General features: G+C 32.2%; 15 protein-coding genes. 7 read left to right on the top strand and 8 right to left on the bottom strand.

Annotation, left to right across the window (positions count from 1 at the left end):
- Positions 1-6: 6 nt before the first annotated feature.
- On the bottom strand, positions 7-1,113 hold the full coding sequence (locus tag OH806_RS08065; RefSeq protein WP_264743169.1) for a BT_3928 family protein: 1,107 nt from the start codon (positions 1,111-1,113) through the stop codon (positions 7-9).
- 1 nt (position 1,114) lies between these two features.
- Positions 1,115-1,681 (bottom strand): DUF1599 domain-containing protein, encoded by a 567-nt coding sequence (locus tag OH806_RS08060; protein ID WP_264743168.1) that lies wholly within the window; start codon positions 1,679-1,681, stop codon positions 1,115-1,117.
- Between the two features lie 112 nt (positions 1,682-1,793).
- On the opposite strand from OH806_RS08060, the gene folP reads away from it, so the two are divergent.
- The gene (folP, locus tag OH806_RS08055; RefSeq protein ID WP_264743167.1) at positions 1,794-2,639 is read left to right on the top strand and encodes a dihydropteroate synthase; all 846 of its coding nucleotides are present in this window, start codon (positions 1,794-1,796) and stop codon (positions 2,637-2,639) included.
- Between the two features lie 97 nt (positions 2,640-2,736).
- On the opposite strand, the gene OH806_RS08050 is transcribed toward folP, so the two are convergent.
- The 3 genes from OH806_RS08050 to alaS all read right to left on the bottom strand — a co-directional run bounded on the left by OH806_RS08050 (position 2,737) and on the right by alaS (position 7,974).
- Positions 2,737-2,973, bottom strand: a complete 237-nt coding sequence (locus OH806_RS08050) for a hypothetical protein (RefSeq protein ID WP_264743166.1) — start codon at positions 2,971-2,973, stop codon at positions 2,737-2,739.
- Positions 2,974-2,975: 2 nt separating this feature from the next.
- Positions 2,976-5,180, bottom strand: a complete 2,205-nt coding sequence (locus OH806_RS08045) for a hypothetical protein (RefSeq protein ID WP_264743165.1) — start codon at positions 5,178-5,180, stop codon at positions 2,976-2,978.
- Between the two features lie 190 nt (positions 5,181-5,370).
- The gene (gene alaS / locus OH806_RS08040) at positions 5,371-7,974 is read right to left on the bottom strand and encodes an alanine--tRNA ligase (protein ID WP_264743164.1); all 2,604 of its coding nucleotides are present in this window, start codon (positions 7,972-7,974) and stop codon (positions 5,371-5,373) included.
- Between the two features lie 304 nt (positions 7,975-8,278).
- On the opposite strand from alaS, the gene msrB reads away from it, so the two are divergent.
- Positions 8,279-9,376: a peptide-methionine (R)-S-oxide reductase MsrB gene (gene msrB / locus OH806_RS08035; RefSeq protein WP_264743163.1), complete on the top strand. Its 1,098-nt coding sequence runs from the start codon at positions 8,279-8,281 to the stop codon at positions 9,374-9,376.
- A 41-nt stretch (positions 9,377-9,417) separates the two neighbouring features.
- On the opposite strand, the gene OH806_RS08030 is transcribed toward msrB, so the two are convergent.
- Positions 9,418-10,263: an ABC transporter permease gene (locus OH806_RS08030; RefSeq protein WP_264743162.1), complete on the bottom strand. Its 846-nt coding sequence runs from the start codon at positions 10,261-10,263 to the stop codon at positions 9,418-9,420.
- Positions 10,264-10,265: 2 nt separating this feature from the next.
- Positions 10,266-11,168: an ABC transporter ATP-binding protein gene (locus OH806_RS08025; RefSeq protein WP_264743161.1), complete on the bottom strand. Its 903-nt coding sequence runs from the start codon at positions 11,166-11,168 to the stop codon at positions 10,266-10,268.
- A gap of 115 nt (positions 11,169-11,283) precedes the next feature.
- Here OH806_RS08025 and OH806_RS08020 point away from each other — a divergent pair, with 115 nt between their 5' ends.
- The 4 genes from OH806_RS08020 (at position 11,284) to OH806_RS08005 (ending at position 15,811) form a co-directional block, all read left to right on the top strand.
- Complete coding sequence (locus tag OH806_RS08020) at positions 11,284-12,645, top strand: ATP-binding protein (RefSeq protein WP_264743160.1); 1,362 nt, start codon at positions 11,284-11,286, stop codon at positions 12,643-12,645.
- A gap of 41 nt (positions 12,646-12,686) precedes the next feature.
- The gene (locus OH806_RS08015; protein ID WP_264743159.1) at positions 12,687-13,799 is read left to right on the top strand and encodes an NAD(P)/FAD-dependent oxidoreductase; all 1,113 of its coding nucleotides are present in this window, start codon (positions 12,687-12,689) and stop codon (positions 13,797-13,799) included.
- A gap of 117 nt (positions 13,800-13,916) precedes the next feature.
- Complete coding sequence (gene prfB, locus OH806_RS08010; RefSeq protein ID WP_264743158.1) at positions 13,917-15,029, top strand: peptide chain release factor 2; 1,113 nt, start codon at positions 13,917-13,919, stop codon at positions 15,027-15,029.
- 86 nt (positions 15,030-15,115) lie between these two features.
- Entirely contained in the window at positions 15,116-15,811 is a 696-nt protein-coding gene (locus OH806_RS08005; RefSeq protein WP_264743157.1) for a DedA family protein, read from the top strand.
- A 34-nt stretch (positions 15,812-15,845) separates the two neighbouring features.
- Here the strand turns inward: OH806_RS08005 and OH806_RS08000 are convergent, their stop codons facing one another.
- Positions 15,846-16,721, bottom strand: coding sequence for an alpha/beta hydrolase (locus OH806_RS08000; protein WP_264743156.1), 876 nt, complete (start codon positions 16,719-16,721; stop codon positions 15,846-15,848).
- Positions 16,722-16,910: 189 nt separating this feature from the next.
- Between OH806_RS08000 and OH806_RS07995 the strand changes: the two genes are divergently transcribed.
- The gene (locus OH806_RS07995; RefSeq protein WP_264743155.1) at positions 16,911-17,792 is read left to right on the top strand and encodes a DUF808 domain-containing protein; all 882 of its coding nucleotides are present in this window, start codon (positions 16,911-16,913) and stop codon (positions 17,790-17,792) included.
- Positions 17,793-17,795 lie beyond the last annotated feature (3 nt).

The raw sequence follows: 17,795 nt of genomic DNA, 5'->3' as shown, positions 1-17,795 counted from the left end.
TTAGATTTATTTAATATAATTTTTTGCAGGTTGTTTATCTACAATTTTTCCGTTTTGTATCGTTAAAACGAACGGATTGCTTCTTGCAATAGTTTTGATGGCTGTTCCGTCCATCATTGCATTTTTGATTGTCTTAAAAGTGTTAGGATCTGTTGAAACTCCGTAAACAACAGCTTTTTCTGTTTTTATTTTATTTTCAATCTTCTGAATCATTTCAGCAGAAACCTCTTTTGGATGATAAGAGAAAACCAAAACAGCTTTTGGGGCATTGATGATTTCGTTGGTAAGTTCAAGTCCGGATGGATCTTCAATTTTAAACTTCACAATTTCAGATTGATAACCTTCTTTTACCATAACAGATTCGTTTTTTCCTTCCTCAATTTTCCAAGGTGAACCTTCTTCCCAATATTTTGTTTCATTGATGTAATCATCTTGGTTTACTTTTAAAATTTCGCCTGTTTTCTGATTTTTAAGGGAGTAAAAAGTTTTATATTCAGAAGGATTTTTAGCAATTTTTTCTTTTTCAGCCTTCAAATCTGTCCCGATTTTATAATCACGGAAATCAATGATGGGTTCCTGAGCAATTCCGTAGCTCATAATGCCAATCATTACTAAAGAAAAAATACCGAAAAGGATATATTTGAATTTACTTGAAGATTCTTTTTGGTCGACAGAATAATCATCTTTTTTCTTGAACTCGTTTTTATAAAGAAGAAATAAGATAATTAAACCAAATAAAAGGACGATATCTTTGATAAAACTTTGCCAAGGTGTGAATTTAATAGCATCTCCGAAACATCCGCAATCTGTAACTACATTGAAATAGGCAGAATAAAAAGTAAGAAATCCAAAGAAAATACAAAGCACAATTAATGCTGAAATTGAGAACTTTAGTTTGAGTTTTAATAAAAGCATAAAGCCCAGTAAAAGCTCTAAAACCACTACAATTATTGAAAAAAGCAGTGCAAATTTTTCAAAAAACGGCATATTGAAAACGGTAGGAGAGAAGTATTCTTCCATTTTGAAAGAAAAACCGACCAAATCTACGGCTTTTACAAACCCCGAAAGGATGAAAATAACAGCAATAATAAAGCGTAATAATCCTTTAAGCATATTAAATATTTTTTGGTTCGAAATTGTTTATTTTTTCTGAAAATTTTATTAAGCAAAAAACAGCATAGTTCAGCATATCGAAATAATTAGCATCTAAACCTTCAGATATAATAGTAACTCCTTGATTATCTTCAATTTGTTTTGTTCTTAAAACTTTTTGGTAAATCAAATCTGTAATTGAAGAAATTCTCATATCTCTCCACGCTTCACCGTAATCATGGTTTTTTCTTTCCATTAAAGCTTGTGCTTCTTTGGCGTATTTGTCATAAAGTTTCAAGATTTCTTCAGTATTTTCATTGAAGTCGTTTGAAAGACCTTTTTCAAGCTGAATAAGCCCGATAATAGAGTAGTTGACGATAGCGATGAACTCTTCTTCTTCGCTTTCATCCACCATTTTTTTATCAGTCATTTGTAAGGTACGGATTCTGTTGACTTTTATGTAAATCTGATCCGTGATTGAACTTGGTCTCAAAACCCTCCAAGCTGCGCCGTAATCTTTTAATTTTTTACTGAATAAATCACGACATTCATTGATAACTTTCTCGAACTGTACTGATGTTTTTAGCATAAATTCTCTTAATCTTTCAAATATACGAAATAGCTTTTAGGTAGTAGGAATCAGTGCTTAGTTTTTTGAGCAGAAATAGAGATGAGAAGCTAGAAGTTAGTATTTTTGTAATATGCAAAATCATTTATCATCTATTAATTTTCATTCAATAAACTGCAACGGAAGACTTGTGGATTTATCTTCTCCGAAGATTATGGGTATTCTCAATCTTACCCCTGATTCTTTTTCGGATGGAGGTAAATTTAATAATGAAAAACAGGCACTTCAACATGCTGAAAAATTAATTGCTGAAGGAGCAGAAATTATTGACATTGGTCCTCAATCAACACGTCCTAATGCCGAATTTTTAAGTTGTGAAGAAGAAATCAAGAGAATTGGAAATATAATTTCTCAAATCAAAAAAGAATTTCCTCAAACACTTATTTCATTAGATACATTTTACTCGGAAACTGTAAAGTTCGGGTTTAATGAAGGTATTGATATTATTAATGATATTTCCGGAGGTTATTATGATGATAAAATGTTTGACACAGCGGCAGAAACTAAACTTCCTTATATTCTGATGCATATAAACCCTTCCTATGAAACGATGCATGAAAAGATAGAATATGAAGATATTATACTTTCAATTAATCAATATTTTTCTGAAAAAACCAATGAACTTTTAGAGAAAGGAGTTACAGATATTATTTTAGACCCGGGTTTTGGTTTTGGAAAAACAATTGAAGACCAAATGAAAATGATTGATGAGGTGAAGTATTTGGGATTAGGGAAATTTCCTTTATTAATTGGGATTTCAAGAAAATCTTTTATATACAAACCTCTTGGAAAATCACCTTTGGAAATTAATGCAGAAACTCAGAAACTTCATCTAAAAGTTTTACAGCAAGGAGCGAAAATTTTGAGAGTACACGACGTCGCTGAAACAAAGAAAACAATTGACGATTTTTTGAGATAAGTATAAGGAATATCCTTCTGACGAAGGAAGAATCTCAGAAATTTGTAGATTCTTCACTTCATTTTTGTTCAGAATGATGTTCTTTTATGTTCTCTTTTTAATTCAAGTTTGTCAGTTTTTCTGAAAATTGTTTAGAAAATTCTTTTCTATCCTCTTCTAGCTTTTCTTGTGTTGATGGCAAAATGTAATTGAAAAGTATCTTGTCTTCATTATCTAAAAAGATGATTTCTTTTTCGTTTCCATCAAGCATTTGCGAGAAAATTTCCCACATTGAGGTATCTTTTAATTTTAATAATTCGAAAAACTGGTCTGCTTTTATCTCTATTCTCTGCATGATTAAAAATCTAGTAATTTTAATTTAAACTGTATTGCAAAATTTTGCTTAAAATTCGGAGTTGTATAATATCCAACTCTGTAAAATAATCCCAAATTGAAATAGGTTGAAAGGAAATTGTTCCATTCCAGACCCACTTCTTGATATAAACGGTCAAGTTTTTTGAACTTGAATTCATGGTATTCAGGATGTTTCATATTTCCGATTGTTCCTCTCAGTACAAAATCAAAACTCGAAACGTTTTTTCCAAAGCTTTTAAAATACCAAGGAATTTTATGGGTTAAATAGTAAGCAACAAATCTGTCATTGTAATATTTTCCTCCTTCCAATGTCGCAAATCCTAAATATGAAGTAAGGTTGAAATTGAAATCCTTTCTTGGAGAGGCTAAACCGTTCATAGTGAAGTTTTTCCAAATAGGTGCGCTTCCCAAAACAATTCCTCCATATAATCTAAAACCAGTAGTTCCGAATCTTGTTTTGAAATTATGCAGGAAAAGCAGGTCGAATCGGGAGTAGTCGAAATCTCCTCCTAAAAGTTTATAGCTCTGCTCATAATTCAGATATATTTCCGGATATCTTTGGTCTATCAAAGATTTTCCTTGCGGAGTCATGATATTAGTAGAAAACGGAGAATATTTTAGCGTAAATAATGTGCTGAAGTTATCAAAATCTGCACCTTTGTTTCTGAATCCGTAATCAAACATGGCTTCTTCACGATTTCTTCGTATGGCTGAAACTAAAGTGAGAGCGTTACTTACATCATTATTGTAAGACAATGATACTCCTCTGAAACGAAAATAACGGTCGTTGTTCAGGTTGTTTCCATAATTCATTGTACGCATTTTGAAGCTCCAGAGTTTTCGGTAAAATTCTCCGGAAGAAGTCACATCATTATAATGTTCAATCCTGAAATAAGAGTTTTTTTCTAAAGTTGTTTTAATGTCAATTCCAAGTCCGTATTTCCATCGGTCATCTTTGAAACCGTACGCAAAATAATAGTCAGGTGAAACATAAGAATTGAAATTTTCGTTCAGTTTAGTTTTTAAACCTACTCTGAAGCCTTCGTAAAGGTTATAATTCACAATTTCATCTAAGGCGAAATCTACATTTCCAACTCTGATTTGTCCGTTTAGTAAACCGGATAAAATTTGGGCTTTACTGTCGATATTGTATTTTCTTCCAAGACTGTCAATAGTTTTGTACGTATTTCTTTCACGTTCCGTTAATGCGTCGGTTCTATATAAATCTAAACTTTTTCCGTCTGTACTTTTTACTGAAAAAGTATATCCTTTGAAGTCATTTTTATGTTCATCGATAGGAGATAGAAAGTCAAAATACCTTGAGGTAAGAAAAGCATAAGTTCCGAAGGTTTTTTTATCCTTTTTCTTGGTTTTTTCTTCAGAATTTTCCTGGTTGCTTCCTTCTAAAGACATATTGCTCATCTTTAGTTTTACGGTTTCAAGAGCGAGAAACCATTTGTTGTTGTAATAAGTCCAGGTGCTTGTAATAATTCCGTCGTTTTTATTCTTACTGAAATTTTCAATTTTTTTAACACCGTAAGTTTTTGTATCAATATAGATTACACCGTTGTATTTCCTCTTTTTGTCAGGATTTTTATAATTAACTTCACGAAATCGGATGACGAAATTTTTTCTTCCGTCAAGCTCAAGAGTATCTGTCAGGAAAAACCTGTAAAGACCTCTGTTTTCTTGTTTTAACTGATTGGGAAGCTTGTCTCGGTTGCTTTGTTGAAGAGCCATCATTTCATAGATAGGCTGCCTCAATCCTGAAATTCTGTTGTCGAGAATATTTATCTTTTCACCATATTTTTTGGAATACAAAAATTCCTGAGCTCTTTCCCAAAGGAAAAGTTTGCTTTTTGAAAATATCTCTCTTGCCGAAATATTATTTAGTGAATCTTTTTCTCTTTTCTTTTTGAAAAGATTAGCATCATTGAAAAATTTATTAAACTGAGAAATACTGTCTTCATTAATGTCTAATGAAATTTTTTCATATGATTTGTAGGCGTAAGAATCAAGACTTTGCGGAGAATTTTCCTTAAAAAGTTTATTTACCTTTTTTAAAATTTCTAATGCTCTGGGGTCGCTTTTATCCTCAATAATTACTGTTTCAATGGTTGTAGTTTTTGATTGCGAATAACCAAAAACAAAAACCAAACAAAAAATGAGTGATAAAAACCTTTCCATGAGATAAATCTGAATCAAAATTAGTCATAATTCTTATTTTGAGAAAATTTTTAATTAATCCTTAACATTATTGGTTTCTTTAGTTTTATAAAAAGAAGGAATACCAACCAAACAGTTTAGAAATAACCAACAAAAAAAGCGTACAAATTATCTATGTACGCTTTTCTATATTTTGAAAATATTATCTTGATTAGAGTGTTAACGCTTTTTGATAGGCATTTTCAAGACCATCAAGATTTTTTCCTCCAGCTGTTGCGAAACCTGGGTTTCCACCACCACCACCTTGGATTTCTTTTGCCAAATCTTTTACAATAGCTCCCGCTTGATAAGAAGCCGCTAAATCATCAGAAACACCCACGGTAATCATTGGTTTCCCATCTGCATCAGAAAGAATTACCGTTACAGAAGTTGGGATTTCTTTTTTCAATTGGAAAACAAGGTCTTTTACAGAACCTGCGTCTAAAGACGTTCTCTTTACCAAAAGTTGTTTGTTACCTTTTTGTTCATAAGAGTTTTTCCAATCTCCGATTTCTCCTTTTGCTTTTTCTTTTTTCAGAGATTCAACTTCAGATTTTAAAGAAGCGTTTTCATCTAATAATTTTTCGATAGATTTTACAACATCTTTAGATTTCAACAACTGAGAAAGTTCAACAATTTGTTTTTCTAAATTTTTGAAATATTCCTCAGATTTATCACCTGAAATAGCTTCAATTCTTCTGATTCCTGCAGCAGCAGAACTTTCAGAAACTATTTTGAAATGTCCGATTTCGCTGGTGTTTTTAACGTGAGTACCTCCACAAAGTTCTTTGGAACTTCCAAACTGAATCATTCGTACATTATCACCATATTTTTCCCCAAACAAAGCCATTGCACCTTTATCCAGTGCTTCCTGAATCGGGATGCTTCTGAATTCCTGTAATGCAATACTTTCTTTGATTTTTGCATTTACTTTTTCTTCTACCAAAGCTAATTCTTCTTCAGTCATTTTTGAGAAATGAGAGAAGTCGAATCTCAGATAATCAGGTCCTACATAAGAACCTTTTTGCTCAACATGAGTTCCTAAAACGTCTCTTAACGCCTCATGTAAAAGGTGAGTTACAGAGTGGTTTGCCTGTGAGTTTTTTCTTTCTACAGCATTTACTTTAGCGTAAAAAACAGCACTTGCGTCTTTCGGAAGTCCGTTGATTAAAGAAATAATTAATCCGTTTTCTTTTTTCGTTTCTAAAACTTCAAAACTTTCAGTAGCGTTTTCAAGAGTACCTTTGTCACCAACTTGTCCACCACCTTCAGGGTAGAAAGGGGAGTTGCTCAATACGACCTGATAAAATTCTCCATCTTTGTTTTCTACTTTTCTGTATTTACTAATCGTAGTTTCAGCTTCTATTTGGTCGTAACCTACAAAGTTTACATCTTTATCTTCTAAAACTACCCAGTCATACACTTTTTGAGCAGAATCTGCTTTTGAACGAAGTTTTTGTTTCTCCATTTCAGCTTCAAAGCCTTTCTCATCAATGGTTAAGCCTTTTTCTTCAGCGATGATTCTTGTTAAATCGTCAGGGAAACCATAAGTATCATATAATTCAAATACTTCTTCGCTTGGTAAAACTTTGGCATTATTTGCAATAGTCTGCTGAATGAGCTTTTCAACTCTTATTAATCCTGTTTCAATGGTTTTTAAGAAAGATTCTTCTTCACTTTTAATAACTTCTGAAACCAGTTTTCCTTGTTTTTCAAGTTCAGGGAAGAATTTACCCATTTGTTCCTGTAAAACAGCCACTAACTTGTAAAGGAAAGGTTCCTGCATTCCTAAGAATCTGTAAGAATAAGAAATACCTCTTCTTAAAATTCTTCTGATTACATATCCTGCTCCTCCGTTTGATGGTAGTTGTCCGTCTGCAATGGCAAAAGAAACCGCTCTGATATGGTCAACAACCACACGAATAGCAATATCTTTTTCATCTTCTAAAATTCCTGAATATTTTTTACCTGAAAGTTCCTCAACTTTAGCAATAATAGGTGTGAAAACATCTGTGTCATAGTTTGAAGATTTTCCTTGAAGTGCCATACAAAGACGCTCAAACCCCATTCCTGTATCAATATGCTTTGCAGGAAGGTTTTCTAATGTTCCGTCTGCTTTACGGTTGTATTGCATGAAAACGAGATTCCAGATTTCAACAACTTGTGGGTGATCGTTGTTCACTAAATCTAATCCCGAAACTTTCGCTTTTTCTTCTTCACTTCTCAAGTCAACATGAATTTCAGAACAAGGTCCGCAAGGTCCGCTTGCTCCCATTTCCCAGAAGTTATCTTTTTTGTTTCCGTTGATGATTCTGTCCTCAGAAATTAAAGCTTTCCAATAATCATATGCGTCTTGGTCTCTTTCTAAATTTTCCGAAGCATCTCCTTCGAAAATAGTAACATAAAGATTTTCTTTAGGAATTCCGTAAACTTCGGTCAATAATTCCCAGGCAAAAGCAATAGCATCTTTTTTAAAATAATCACCAAAAGACCAGTTTCCTAACATTTCAAACATTGTGTGATGATAAGTATCTCTACCTACATCATCCAAATCATTATGTTTCCCTGAAACTCTCAAACATTTTTGAGTGTCAGCAATTCTCGGTGCAGTAGGTGTTTTGTAGCCTAAGAAAAAATCTTTAAACTGCGTCATCCCCGAATTGGAAAACATTAATGTTGGATCGTCTTTCAACACGATAGGTGCAGAAGGAACGATAAGGTGGTCTTTACTTTTAAAATAATCTAAAAATTTTTGACGTATCTCTTGTGATGTCATAAGTATATGTATTGCTTTGCTTTTTACAAATTTTCGATAAGATGCAAATTTAAGATTTTTAGCTGATTTGATTATAATTTATGTTATGTTTTGAATTACGTCGAAAATTCACACAGCATTTTTTGAGGAATGATTTGTTTTATTTAGCTTAAACTGGAGTTTCTTTACTATTCTAAGAATTTAATGAAGGTAAAATTATGCTATTGTCCTGATAGAAATTATCTTTGACTATGTAAAATAGTTAGTCTGAAATTTGCATTCTGAAAAAGACCGAATTTTTATTACAATGAATAATAAAATCAAAATGAAGAATCTATTGATATTAATAGCTACTATTTTTGGGATAGCAGTATTCGTAAGAAGTTGTGGTAATTCTTCAACAGTAAAGTCAGCAGATATAAAAAAAGAAAATAAGAATATTATGAATGATAAAAACCTAAAAGAAGTTTATTTTGCAGGTGGATGTTTTTGGGGAACTGAACATTTTTTTCAACAGATTCGGGGTGTTATTGCGACTGAGGTAGGTTATGCCAATGGAAATAAAGAAAATCCCACTTATGAAGAGGTATTAAGCCATACAACAGGTTTTGCAGAAACGGTAAAAGTTCAATATGCTCCAGAACAAGTTGATTTAAAGCTTTTAATAGATTTATATTTTAAAACAATTGACCCAACCAGTATTGATAAACAAGGAAATGATAAAGGAAATCAGTACAGGACAGGGATTTATTCTACAGATAAAGAAACAGAAGGAATAGTAAAAGCTGAAGTTGAAAAACTTTCCAAAAATTATTCGAAACCAGTTGTGGTAGAAACAATTCCTCTGAAAAATTTCTATAAAGCAGAGGATTATCATCAGGATTATTTGGATAAAAATCCTGGAGGATATTGCCATATTGACCCTAGTTTGTTTGAAATGGCTAGAAAAGCAAATTCGCTTCCTGCAAAAGAAAACAAATATCAAAAGCAGGATAAAAATACTCTGAAAGAAAAATTAACTCCGGAACAATACTACGTAACTCAGGAAAACGGTACAGAAAGGCCTTTTCAAAATGAATACTGGGATGAAACAAGAGAAGGAATTTATGTAGATATTACAACAGGAGAGCCATTGTTTATTTCTACCGATAAGTTTGAATCTGGATGCGGATGGCCAAGCTTTACAAAACCGATTACTAAAAAATTGATTGATGAAAAACTAGACAAATCTCACGGAATGACCAGGGTAGAGGTGAGAAGTAAAACAGGAGATGCTCATTTAGGACATGTTTTTAATGACGGACCTATTGATAAAGGAGGACTTCGTTATTGTATCAATTCTGCTTCTTTAAAATTTATTCCGAAGGCGGAAATGGATAAAAAAGGTTATGGAGATTATATTTCTTTGCTAGATAAAAAGTAAAACAAACGGCTGTCAAAGGACAGCCGTTTTAATTTATAAATTTACCAGTCTCTTTTTCTCAAAATCCAGTAAGAACCGAAGATGAAAATTCCGCACCAAACGATACAAGCAATCATACTTTCGGTAGGGTAGGTGAATTCATATTTTAAACCGAGCATTTTTGCCATATTCAGTCTCATCATCGGATTTGGAATAAGACTAGACATACTTTCCAAGGGTAAAAGATGACTAAAGAAAAAATCTTCTTTCATTATTTTCAGTCTTTCAACTTCTTGAGTTCCTCTTACTTTCTGAAAAGTTTCAACTCCCACTAAAATCCCTTCTATAACCCAATAAACAAAGAAACCAAGAAATACAAACATTGATTTTCTCAATAAAATGGAAAGAAACATTAAGAAACAGAAAAATGTAAAGAGTTTTACAAAATAATTTCCGATGAAGAAAATTTCTTCAAAAACTTTTGCGGAGTCAGTAACTTTTGAATATTTGTAGCCTAAAAATAGGGTGATTCCTAAAACAATTAATGTTGAAACAATCGTGAAAATAGAAATTGTTAATAATTTTGAACCTATAAATTCTTTTCTGCTTAATCCGTCAATGGTATTTTGCTTAAACATTCGGTTGCTGAATTCCTGGCTAATCGAAAAAACGATAATCAGCCCAAGGAAAATCTTTAAAAGTGCCACTGTCCATGTTGTGAAATTCCATATTTCAGGGAAGTTGTACATCCCTTGTTCTTTCAGATTAATAGGATTTCCAAACAGGTTTATATCAACTAAACCAATGAAAAGCAAAGCAATTAAAATAGCAAAATAAAGTAGTGTGAAAATCTTGAAAGGTTTGTAGTTCAGATTTTTATAATATTCTAATTTTAATAATTTCAGCATGATTATTTGGTGTTTTTTACAAGTTCTAAGAATTGAGACTCAAGAGAAAGTTTTTTCTTCGTAAGGTGTGATAAGAAAATACCTTTTTCAGCCAGTTTTTGGTTTAAAGCGGAAGCCGAAATTGATGCATCATCACGAATTTGTGCTTTAATAATTTCACCATCCTGTTTAATGGATGTAAACCATTGAAGATCTTCCAAAGTACTTAAAAGGAATGTGTTGTTATCAGCTTTTAGTTCAAAATAACCATTGTTGGCGGTCATTTCGTCTACTCTTCCACAATAGATAGAATTTCCTTCCTTTAGTACAATCACATGACTACATATTTTTTCTATTTCATCTAAAAGGTGACTTGCAATAATAATTGTAATGCCTTGCTTTGCAATATTGCTTATTATTTCACGAATCTGAATAATTCCCTCAGGGTCAAGTCCGTTTGTTGGCTCATCAAGAATCAAAACTTCTGGGTTGTTTAACATTGCAGATGCAATTGACAGACGTTGCTTCATTCCTAACGAAAAAGTTTTGAAAGCATCTTTTTTTCTTTCAAGAAGGCCTACAGTCGCTAAAACTTCATCAATTCTTTGATGAGGAGTTCCTTTGATTTCTGCAACTATTTTTAGGTTGGTTTCGGCACTTAGATAAGGGTAAAAATTAGGCTGTTCAATGATTGCTCCGATTTTTTTTAATGTTTCAGAGTCTGTTCCTTTTTTACCAAACCAAAACCAGTCACCACTTGTAGGATTGATGGTTGATAATAACATTCCGAATGTTGTTGATTTTCCGCTTCCGTTGGGTCCCAGAAGCCCATACACATTTCCTTTTTCTACATCAAAAGAAATATTGTTGACAACAACTCTTTTGAATTTTTTTGTAAGATTTTTTACTGATAAAACTTTTTCCATGTAATTTGTTTTACATAGTAGTAGTCTATATAAATTACAAAATGTTACAGAATTATCATAAGTTAATTGAATTTCAATAGTAAAATATTAAATTTGAATGAACTAAAAGGGAATTATGAAGTTAATTGAATTAGCCAAAGAGTTACAGGTTTCGGTGGAAGCTATAAAACGGTTTATCCAGGATTTTGATATAGAATTAGTAGAATGTATCAGTACTAATTTTGAGGTAAAGGAAGATTTTGAAAAATTTGCGCGTGAAAATGTAGATTTTTTAAGACTGTATGAAAAAGACCTTGACAAAAATAAAACAGTAGAGCAAATTGCAGAAACAATTAATAAACCAAAAGAAAAAGTAGAAGAAGCAATCAAGGAATCCAATCCTAATATTTTCGATAATGGTTTTTTCCGTTCCTCAATTTCAAGTTATGGAATTGATAATAAATTAGGCGGAAATTACCAGTTTGTTTATGATTATTTCGGAAACAAAACCAGCCTCCAATACAGAGATTTCATAGGTTATAGAGATTTGTTTTTTTATACTTCAAGTGTTTTAGAACCGTTTTTAAATCCGCAACAGATTAAAGATTGGGGAATCAATAAACCTGCAGGAATTATTCTATATGGTCCTCCGGGAAGTGGTAAGATTTTTTGGGCAAATAAAATTGCTGAAATCATCGGTTATCAGTTCAAAGAAGTTAAGAAACATTACTTGGGAGTTTCTTATATAGACGGAAATAAGACCGATTTCAATGATTTCTTGATAACGATGATGAAAAGCGATGAGGTTTTGCTCTTCCTTGATGATTTTGATGAAATAATGAAGGAAAGAAATCCTGAAGCAGAGCTGGTTTCCCGTAATATTGAAACTAAGGAACTTATTCTTCATCATATCGGGAAATTTGAACAGGAAGATGTTCTGATGGTAGGTTCTGCGAATTCGGTTTCGGAAATTGATGAGGAAGTTTTGGCGCCCGGAAGATTTGATGTGATGATTCCTATTTTCCCACCAAATGCAGCTGAACGTTCTGAAATTATTTTGTTTGCTATGACCAGAAATCTTGAAAAAGATTCCTTACTCTATAAAATTCTAAAAAATAATAAAGCTGATAAAGTTCCTTTCTGGCATGAAGTGTCTTCACAAATGAAGGTGTTCAGTAATACCATGTTGATAGATTTTACTCAAAGCTTGAAAAAGAGAATTAAAAATCTGTATCAGAAAACAAGAAATGAAAACCTTAAAATAGACCAAAGTTTGCTGAATGGGGCTTTGAGAGATGCTTCATCAAAACTTACAGAAGAATATTTAGACCAGATTGCCCGATTTTTAAATGATGTTATCATCAATAACTTGGATGAGTTTAGATTTAGAGTTCAAGCCCTAAAAAAGGAGCTTGATAGCTACAGAATTGAAGAAGAACCACAAAGAGTGATTGGTTTTCAGCATAATGGTGATGAGGATGATAAAGATAAAAACTAATAGATTTTAAACATTTATCGTTATTCACTTAATGATTATTTATGAATAGCATTTGGGAGCTTGAAACATTTTACAGAAAAAGAAATGTTATTATCGTTGGAGCTGGTTTTACAGGGCTTTGGACGGCTATTTCCATTAAAGAAAAATTTCCTGAAAAGACGGTTTTAATTATAGAAAAAAATTCAATTCCGTTAGGTGCTTCCACCCGAAATGCGGGCTTTGCGTGTTTTGGGAGTTTGACTGAAATTATTGCCGATTCTAAAAAAATGGGTTGGGAAAAAACATTAGAATTGGTAAAGATGAGGTTTGATGGACTTCAGAAAATTCAGAATTATTTCAAGAACTCAGAAATCGATTTTGAATTATGCGGAGGTTTTGAAATTCTTAATAATGATGAACCTTTACATAAAATTGATGAGGTAAATGAAAAATTGAAATTGATTACGGGAATTGATAAAACCTATTTTTTAAGTCAAAATAAAATTAAAGAATTTGGATTAGAAAAATCTAAATTTTTGATTGAGAATCCATTTGAAGGAAGTTTACATTCAGGAAAGTTGCTTCAAAAACTTTTACAGAAATGCCAAGAACTAAAAGTTGAGTTTCTTTTCGGAACAGAAGTGCAGCAAGTCGTTGAAAACGCCCATGATGTTAAAGTTCAATTATCAGAAGAACTTTCAATCAAAACAGATAAACTGATTCATTGTACGAATGCTTTTGCTTCAAAATTTTTAACAGAAGAAGAAATAATTCCTGCTCGTGGACAAATTATTTTAACAGAACCAATTGAAAATTTGAAACTTAAAGGAACTTTCCATTATGATGAAGGATTTTACTATTTTAGAAACTTAGGAAACAGAATTTTATTAGGAGGCGGGAGAAATCAGGATTTTAAAACAGAAGAAACAACTGCTTTTGAAACCACAGATTTTTTGCAGAATCATTTAGAAAACTTTCTCAGAGAAATCATTTTACCTAATCAGAATATTGAGATATCCTTGCGTTGGTCCGGAATCATGGCAATGGGAATAGAAAAAAATCCAATTGTAAAACAAGTTTCAGAAAGACAATTTTGTGCAGTAAGACTTTCTGGAATGGGTGTTGCTTTGGCTCCGAAAATAGGTGAAGTAATAACGGAAATGGTTTTTGTTTAAAAGTTGAAGATTTTCAATTTTTATTTTGTTGATAATAATAAGTTAATTACTGTGATTTCTTCTAAATCAGAAAGACATCAATTAAAATATCATTATTTTTGCAAAAAATAAAAAATCGTGATTAGTAACGACCAGATAAAAGAAATTCAATCAAGAATAGAAGACCTTTATAAATATCTTCAGATTGAGAAAAAGAAGATAGAAATTGCCAATGATGATGAAAAAACTGCAGCTCCTGAATTTTGGGATAATCCGAAAGAAGCTGAAAGTTTTTTGAAACAACTTCGTTCAAAAAAGAAGTGGGTGGAAGATTATGAAGAAATCAGCACTCAGTTTGAAGATTTGCAGGTTTTAGCAGATTTTGCCAAAGAAGATCCTGATTCTGAAAAAGAACTGGATGAAACTTTTCCTCAGCTTGTTGAGAAGATCGAAGATTTAGAGTTTAAAAATATGCTTTCCAATGAAGGAGATGAACTTTCTGCGGTATTGCAAATCACAGCAGGTGCAGGAGGAACGGAAAGTTGTGACTGGGCTTCAATGTTGATGAGAATGTATACAATGTGGGCAGAAAAGCAAGGATATAAAATTCGAGAGCTTAATTTTCAGGAAGGTGACGTTGCTGGTGTAAAAACTGTGACTTTAGAAATTGATGGAGAGTTTGCTTTCGGTTATTTGAGGGGAGAAAACGGAGTTCACAGATTGGTAAGAATTTCGCCTTTTGATTCTAATGCAAAACGTCATACAAGTTTTGTTTCCGTATATGTTTATCCGCTAGTAGATGATACGATAGAGATCAATATCAATCCGGCTGATATTTCCTTTGAAACAATGAGATCTTCCGGAGCGGGAGGTCAGAACGTAAATAAGGTTGAAACAGCTGTTCGTCTTCGTCACGCACCAACAGGAATTATTATTGAAAACTCTGAGTCTCGTTCACAGCTCCAAAATAAAGAAAAAGCTATGCAGTTGCTTCGTTCAAGATTATATGAAATCGAGTTGGAAGAACGTATGAAAGCCAGAAATGAAATTGAAGCCAACAAAATGAAAATAGAGTGGGGAAGTCAGATTAGAAACTATGTGATGCATCCTTATAAATTGGTAAAAGATGTTCGTTCAGGTTATGAAACTTCAGATGTAGATTCTGTAATGAACGGAAATCTTACACCATTCTTAAAAGCATTTTTGATGGCCGATGGAACGGCAGTTTCAGATGATGATATGGAACTATAAAAATCATGTTCAAATTTTTGTTAAAAAATTATAATTAATTTTCTTTTCAGGTTTTTTAAACTTATTTTTGCTGTTAATCGATAAATATGGAAGATTTTAATAGTTGGAGGGATTTACTGAACCCTGAGTTTTATATTAAAATGGGTGGGTTTTGGCTTATTTTATTTATTATTTTTGCTGAAACAGGTCTTTTTGTGGGCTTTTTCTTACCTGGAGATTCATTACTGTTCGTTTCGGGGATTTATGCCGTAGAAATTATCAAGGAAACTTTCGGCTCAACCGGAAGCGATTTTTTAGATACCACTCTTTTAGCAAGTGCAGTAGCAACTGCAGCTATTATAGGTAACGAAGTAGGTTATTTTTTCGGTTTAAAAACAGGACCGGCTTTGTACAAAAGACCGGATTCTATGCTGTTTAAGAAAAAATATTTGTATCAGGCTCATGATTTTTTTGAAAAACATGGCGCATTAGCGGTAATTATGGCAAGATTCTTACCTGTTGTAAGAACTTTTACGCCGATTGTTGCAGGTATTGTAAAGATGGATAAAAAAGAATTCTTGAGAGATAATATCATTGGAGCTGTTCTTTGGTCGTTTTCTTTAATTTATGCGGGGCATTATTTGGATAAATTATTCAGAGATGAATTTGGAATTGAATTGAAGTCAAAACTGGAATACATTATCATTGTTATTGTTTTAGTAACTACTCTTCCTGTAATTATTAAATTTTTATTTGGTAAAAAAGAAGATTTTTCTAAATATGAAAATAAAGATTTTGAATAATCCGTTTTAAAATATATAAAAAAGACCTGTAATTCTATTGCAGGTCTTTTTTTATCCAGTTAAGTATATTGGGGTAAATTATACTGTCTCTTTTCTTTTTATTGAAGAATCGTGGTGCGTGACCTGTATTTTCCATGAAGACCAATTTATGAGGAATATTATTTGCCGTTAAAACAGAATCTAAAGCTAACCCTTGTTTATAGTTAACTAAAAAATCTTTATTCCCTTGAAATAATAATGTAGGGACATTCGATACATTAGCGATTGGACTGGCTTTCCTGAATTCTTCTGAAAGATTTTCTCTATTAAATTTCGTTCCAACAACTGTTTGTATGGTAGGTGAAGTATATTTTGAATAAAATGAGTCTAAAAATTCTTTTGAATAAAAATCTGTCGGTCCGCTCAAAGAAATTATTTTTTTGATTTGTTCCGGATTTTGATAACCATAAAGAAGTGCTAAATGTGCACCTGCACTTTCCCCCAAAAGAATATAATTATTGGGTAATAATTCTGCTTTTTGAGCCAGAGAATTAATTTTTTCGATGGCAAGACCAATATCTTCAAGTTGATTTTTATAAGTAATATTTTTTGAAACCAATCTGTAATTCATGTTAACACTCGGAATGTTGTTTTCGAAAAGCATTTTCTGAATCTGAATCATGTGTTCTTTTCTTCCGTATTTCCAGCCACCTCCGTGAACAATTAAAACGACAGGTGAATTTTCAGAATATTCAGAAGGAAGAAAAACATCCATTTTCTGCTTTTTGTGTTCACCATATTTTAGATTATAAATCTTTTGTTCATTATTGGTACCTACCCAAACCCGAAACTTTCTGGAACTGCATGAGTGGAATATAAAGCTAATACAGCCTAAAACAAAAAAATGATACCTGAGAATTAGCTTTTTCATTGATTAAAATTACATAAAAAATGAGATTAAAACCAACTTGAAATCGGAATTTTGTCTGATTAAGGTTTAAGCATACATTTTCTTAAAAAAAAGTAATAATTATACAAAGTCTAAAAGAATAATCTCAAAAATCGAATTAAATAATTATTTTTGCGGAACTTAACAAATATTAAAAAAACATTAAAAAATATGGCATCAGGTTTTTTTGCAATCTTAGATGATATTGCAGCTTTGATGGATGATGTGGCAGTTACAACTAAAATGGCTACTCAAAAAACAGCAGGAATTTTAGGTGATGATTTGGCTGTAAATGCAGAAAAAGCAACAGGATTTCTTTCTTCTCGCGAAATCCCGGTTTTATGGGCAATTACGAAAGGTTCTTTTATTAATAAATTGATTATCTTGCCAATAGCATTTTTATTGAATTGGCTTTATAAACCTGCTATTGAGATTATTTTGATTTTAGGAGGGTTTTATCTAGCCTTTGAAGGTATTGAAAAAATTATTGAATTTTTGTTTCATCGAGCAAAAAAAGGGCATGAAGTCGTAGCAGAAAGTAATGAGAATGAAGATTCTGAGGTATCTGAAAAATCAAAAATAAAATCAGCGATTACAACAGATTTTATCCTTTCCATTGAGATTGTAATTATTGCTTTAGGAACTGTTATTCAGGAGAATCATCCGCTTATTACTCAGATTGTTACGGTGACTCTTGTCTCGTTTTTGGCAACTGTAGGCGTTTACGGAATCGTCGCACTTATTGTAAGAATGGATGATGCAGGTTTTAAACTAATCAAAAAAAGTAATGACAACGGTTTCTTCGGAAAATTAGGGCATTTGTTAGTAAAAGCTCTCCCAATTGTTATTAGAATTTTAGGAGTTGTGGGTACTATTGCGCTAATATTGGTTTCAGGAGGTATTTTTTCTCATAACATCCATTATCTGCATGATTTATTACCAGCTTGGCCGGATATTTTGAAGGAATTTACATTTGGGATTGTTGGAGGTTTATTAGCTGTGGCACTTTTTACAATTGGTAAAAAGGTTTATAATTTAGCTATGCGTAAATAAATT

It is taken from the genome of Chryseobacterium oryctis (assembly GCF_025971925.1).
GTDB lineage: Bacteria > Bacteroidota > Bacteroidia > Flavobacteriales > Weeksellaceae > Chryseobacterium > Chryseobacterium oryctis.
Note: the sequence above shows the minus strand (reverse complement) of the source record. Positions and strands in the feature narration are given on the sequence as shown.

Bases quoted from the DNA above. Each gene is read 5' to 3' on its own strand.
- OH806_RS08065 (WP_264743169.1), bottom strand. From the start codon at position 1,113: ATGCTTAAAGGATTATTACGCTTTATTATTGCTGTTATTTTCATCCTT.
- OH806_RS08060 (WP_264743168.1), bottom strand. From the start codon at position 1,681: ATGCTAAAAACATCAGTACAGTTCGAGAAAGTTATCAATGAATGTCGT.
- folP (WP_264743167.1), top strand. From the start codon at position 1,794: ATGCAAAATCATTTATCATCTATTAATTTTCATTCAATAAACTGCAAC.
- OH806_RS08050 (WP_264743166.1), bottom strand. From the start codon at position 2,973: ATGCAGAGAATAGAGATAAAAGCAGACCAGTTTTTCGAATTATTAAAA.
- OH806_RS08045 (WP_264743165.1), bottom strand. From the start codon at position 5,180: ATGGAAAGGTTTTTATCACTCATTTTTTGTTTGGTTTTTGTTTTTGGT.
- alaS (WP_264743164.1), bottom strand. From the start codon at position 7,974: ATGACATCACAAGAGATACGTCAAAAATTTTTAGATTATTTTAAAAGT.
- msrB (WP_264743163.1), top strand. From the start codon at position 8,279: ATGAAGAATCTATTGATATTAATAGCTACTATTTTTGGGATAGCAGTA.
- OH806_RS08030 (WP_264743162.1), bottom strand. From the start codon at position 10,263: ATGCTGAAATTATTAAAATTAGAATATTATAAAAATCTGAACTACAAA.
- OH806_RS08025 (WP_264743161.1), bottom strand. From the start codon at position 11,168: ATGGAAAAAGTTTTATCAGTAAAAAATCTTACAAAAAAATTCAAAAGA.
- OH806_RS08020 (WP_264743160.1), top strand. From the start codon at position 11,284: ATGAAGTTAATTGAATTAGCCAAAGAGTTACAGGTTTCGGTGGAAGCT.
- OH806_RS08015 (WP_264743159.1), top strand. From the start codon at position 12,687: ATGAATAGCATTTGGGAGCTTGAAACATTTTACAGAAAAAGAAATGTT.
- OH806_RS08005 (WP_264743157.1), top strand. From the start codon at position 15,116: ATGGAAGATTTTAATAGTTGGAGGGATTTACTGAACCCTGAGTTTTAT.
- OH806_RS08000 (WP_264743156.1), bottom strand. From the start codon at position 16,721: ATGAAAAAGCTAATTCTCAGGTATCATTTTTTTGTTTTAGGCTGTATT.
- OH806_RS07995 (WP_264743155.1), top strand. From the start codon at position 16,911: ATGGCATCAGGTTTTTTTGCAATCTTAGATGATATTGCAGCTTTGATG.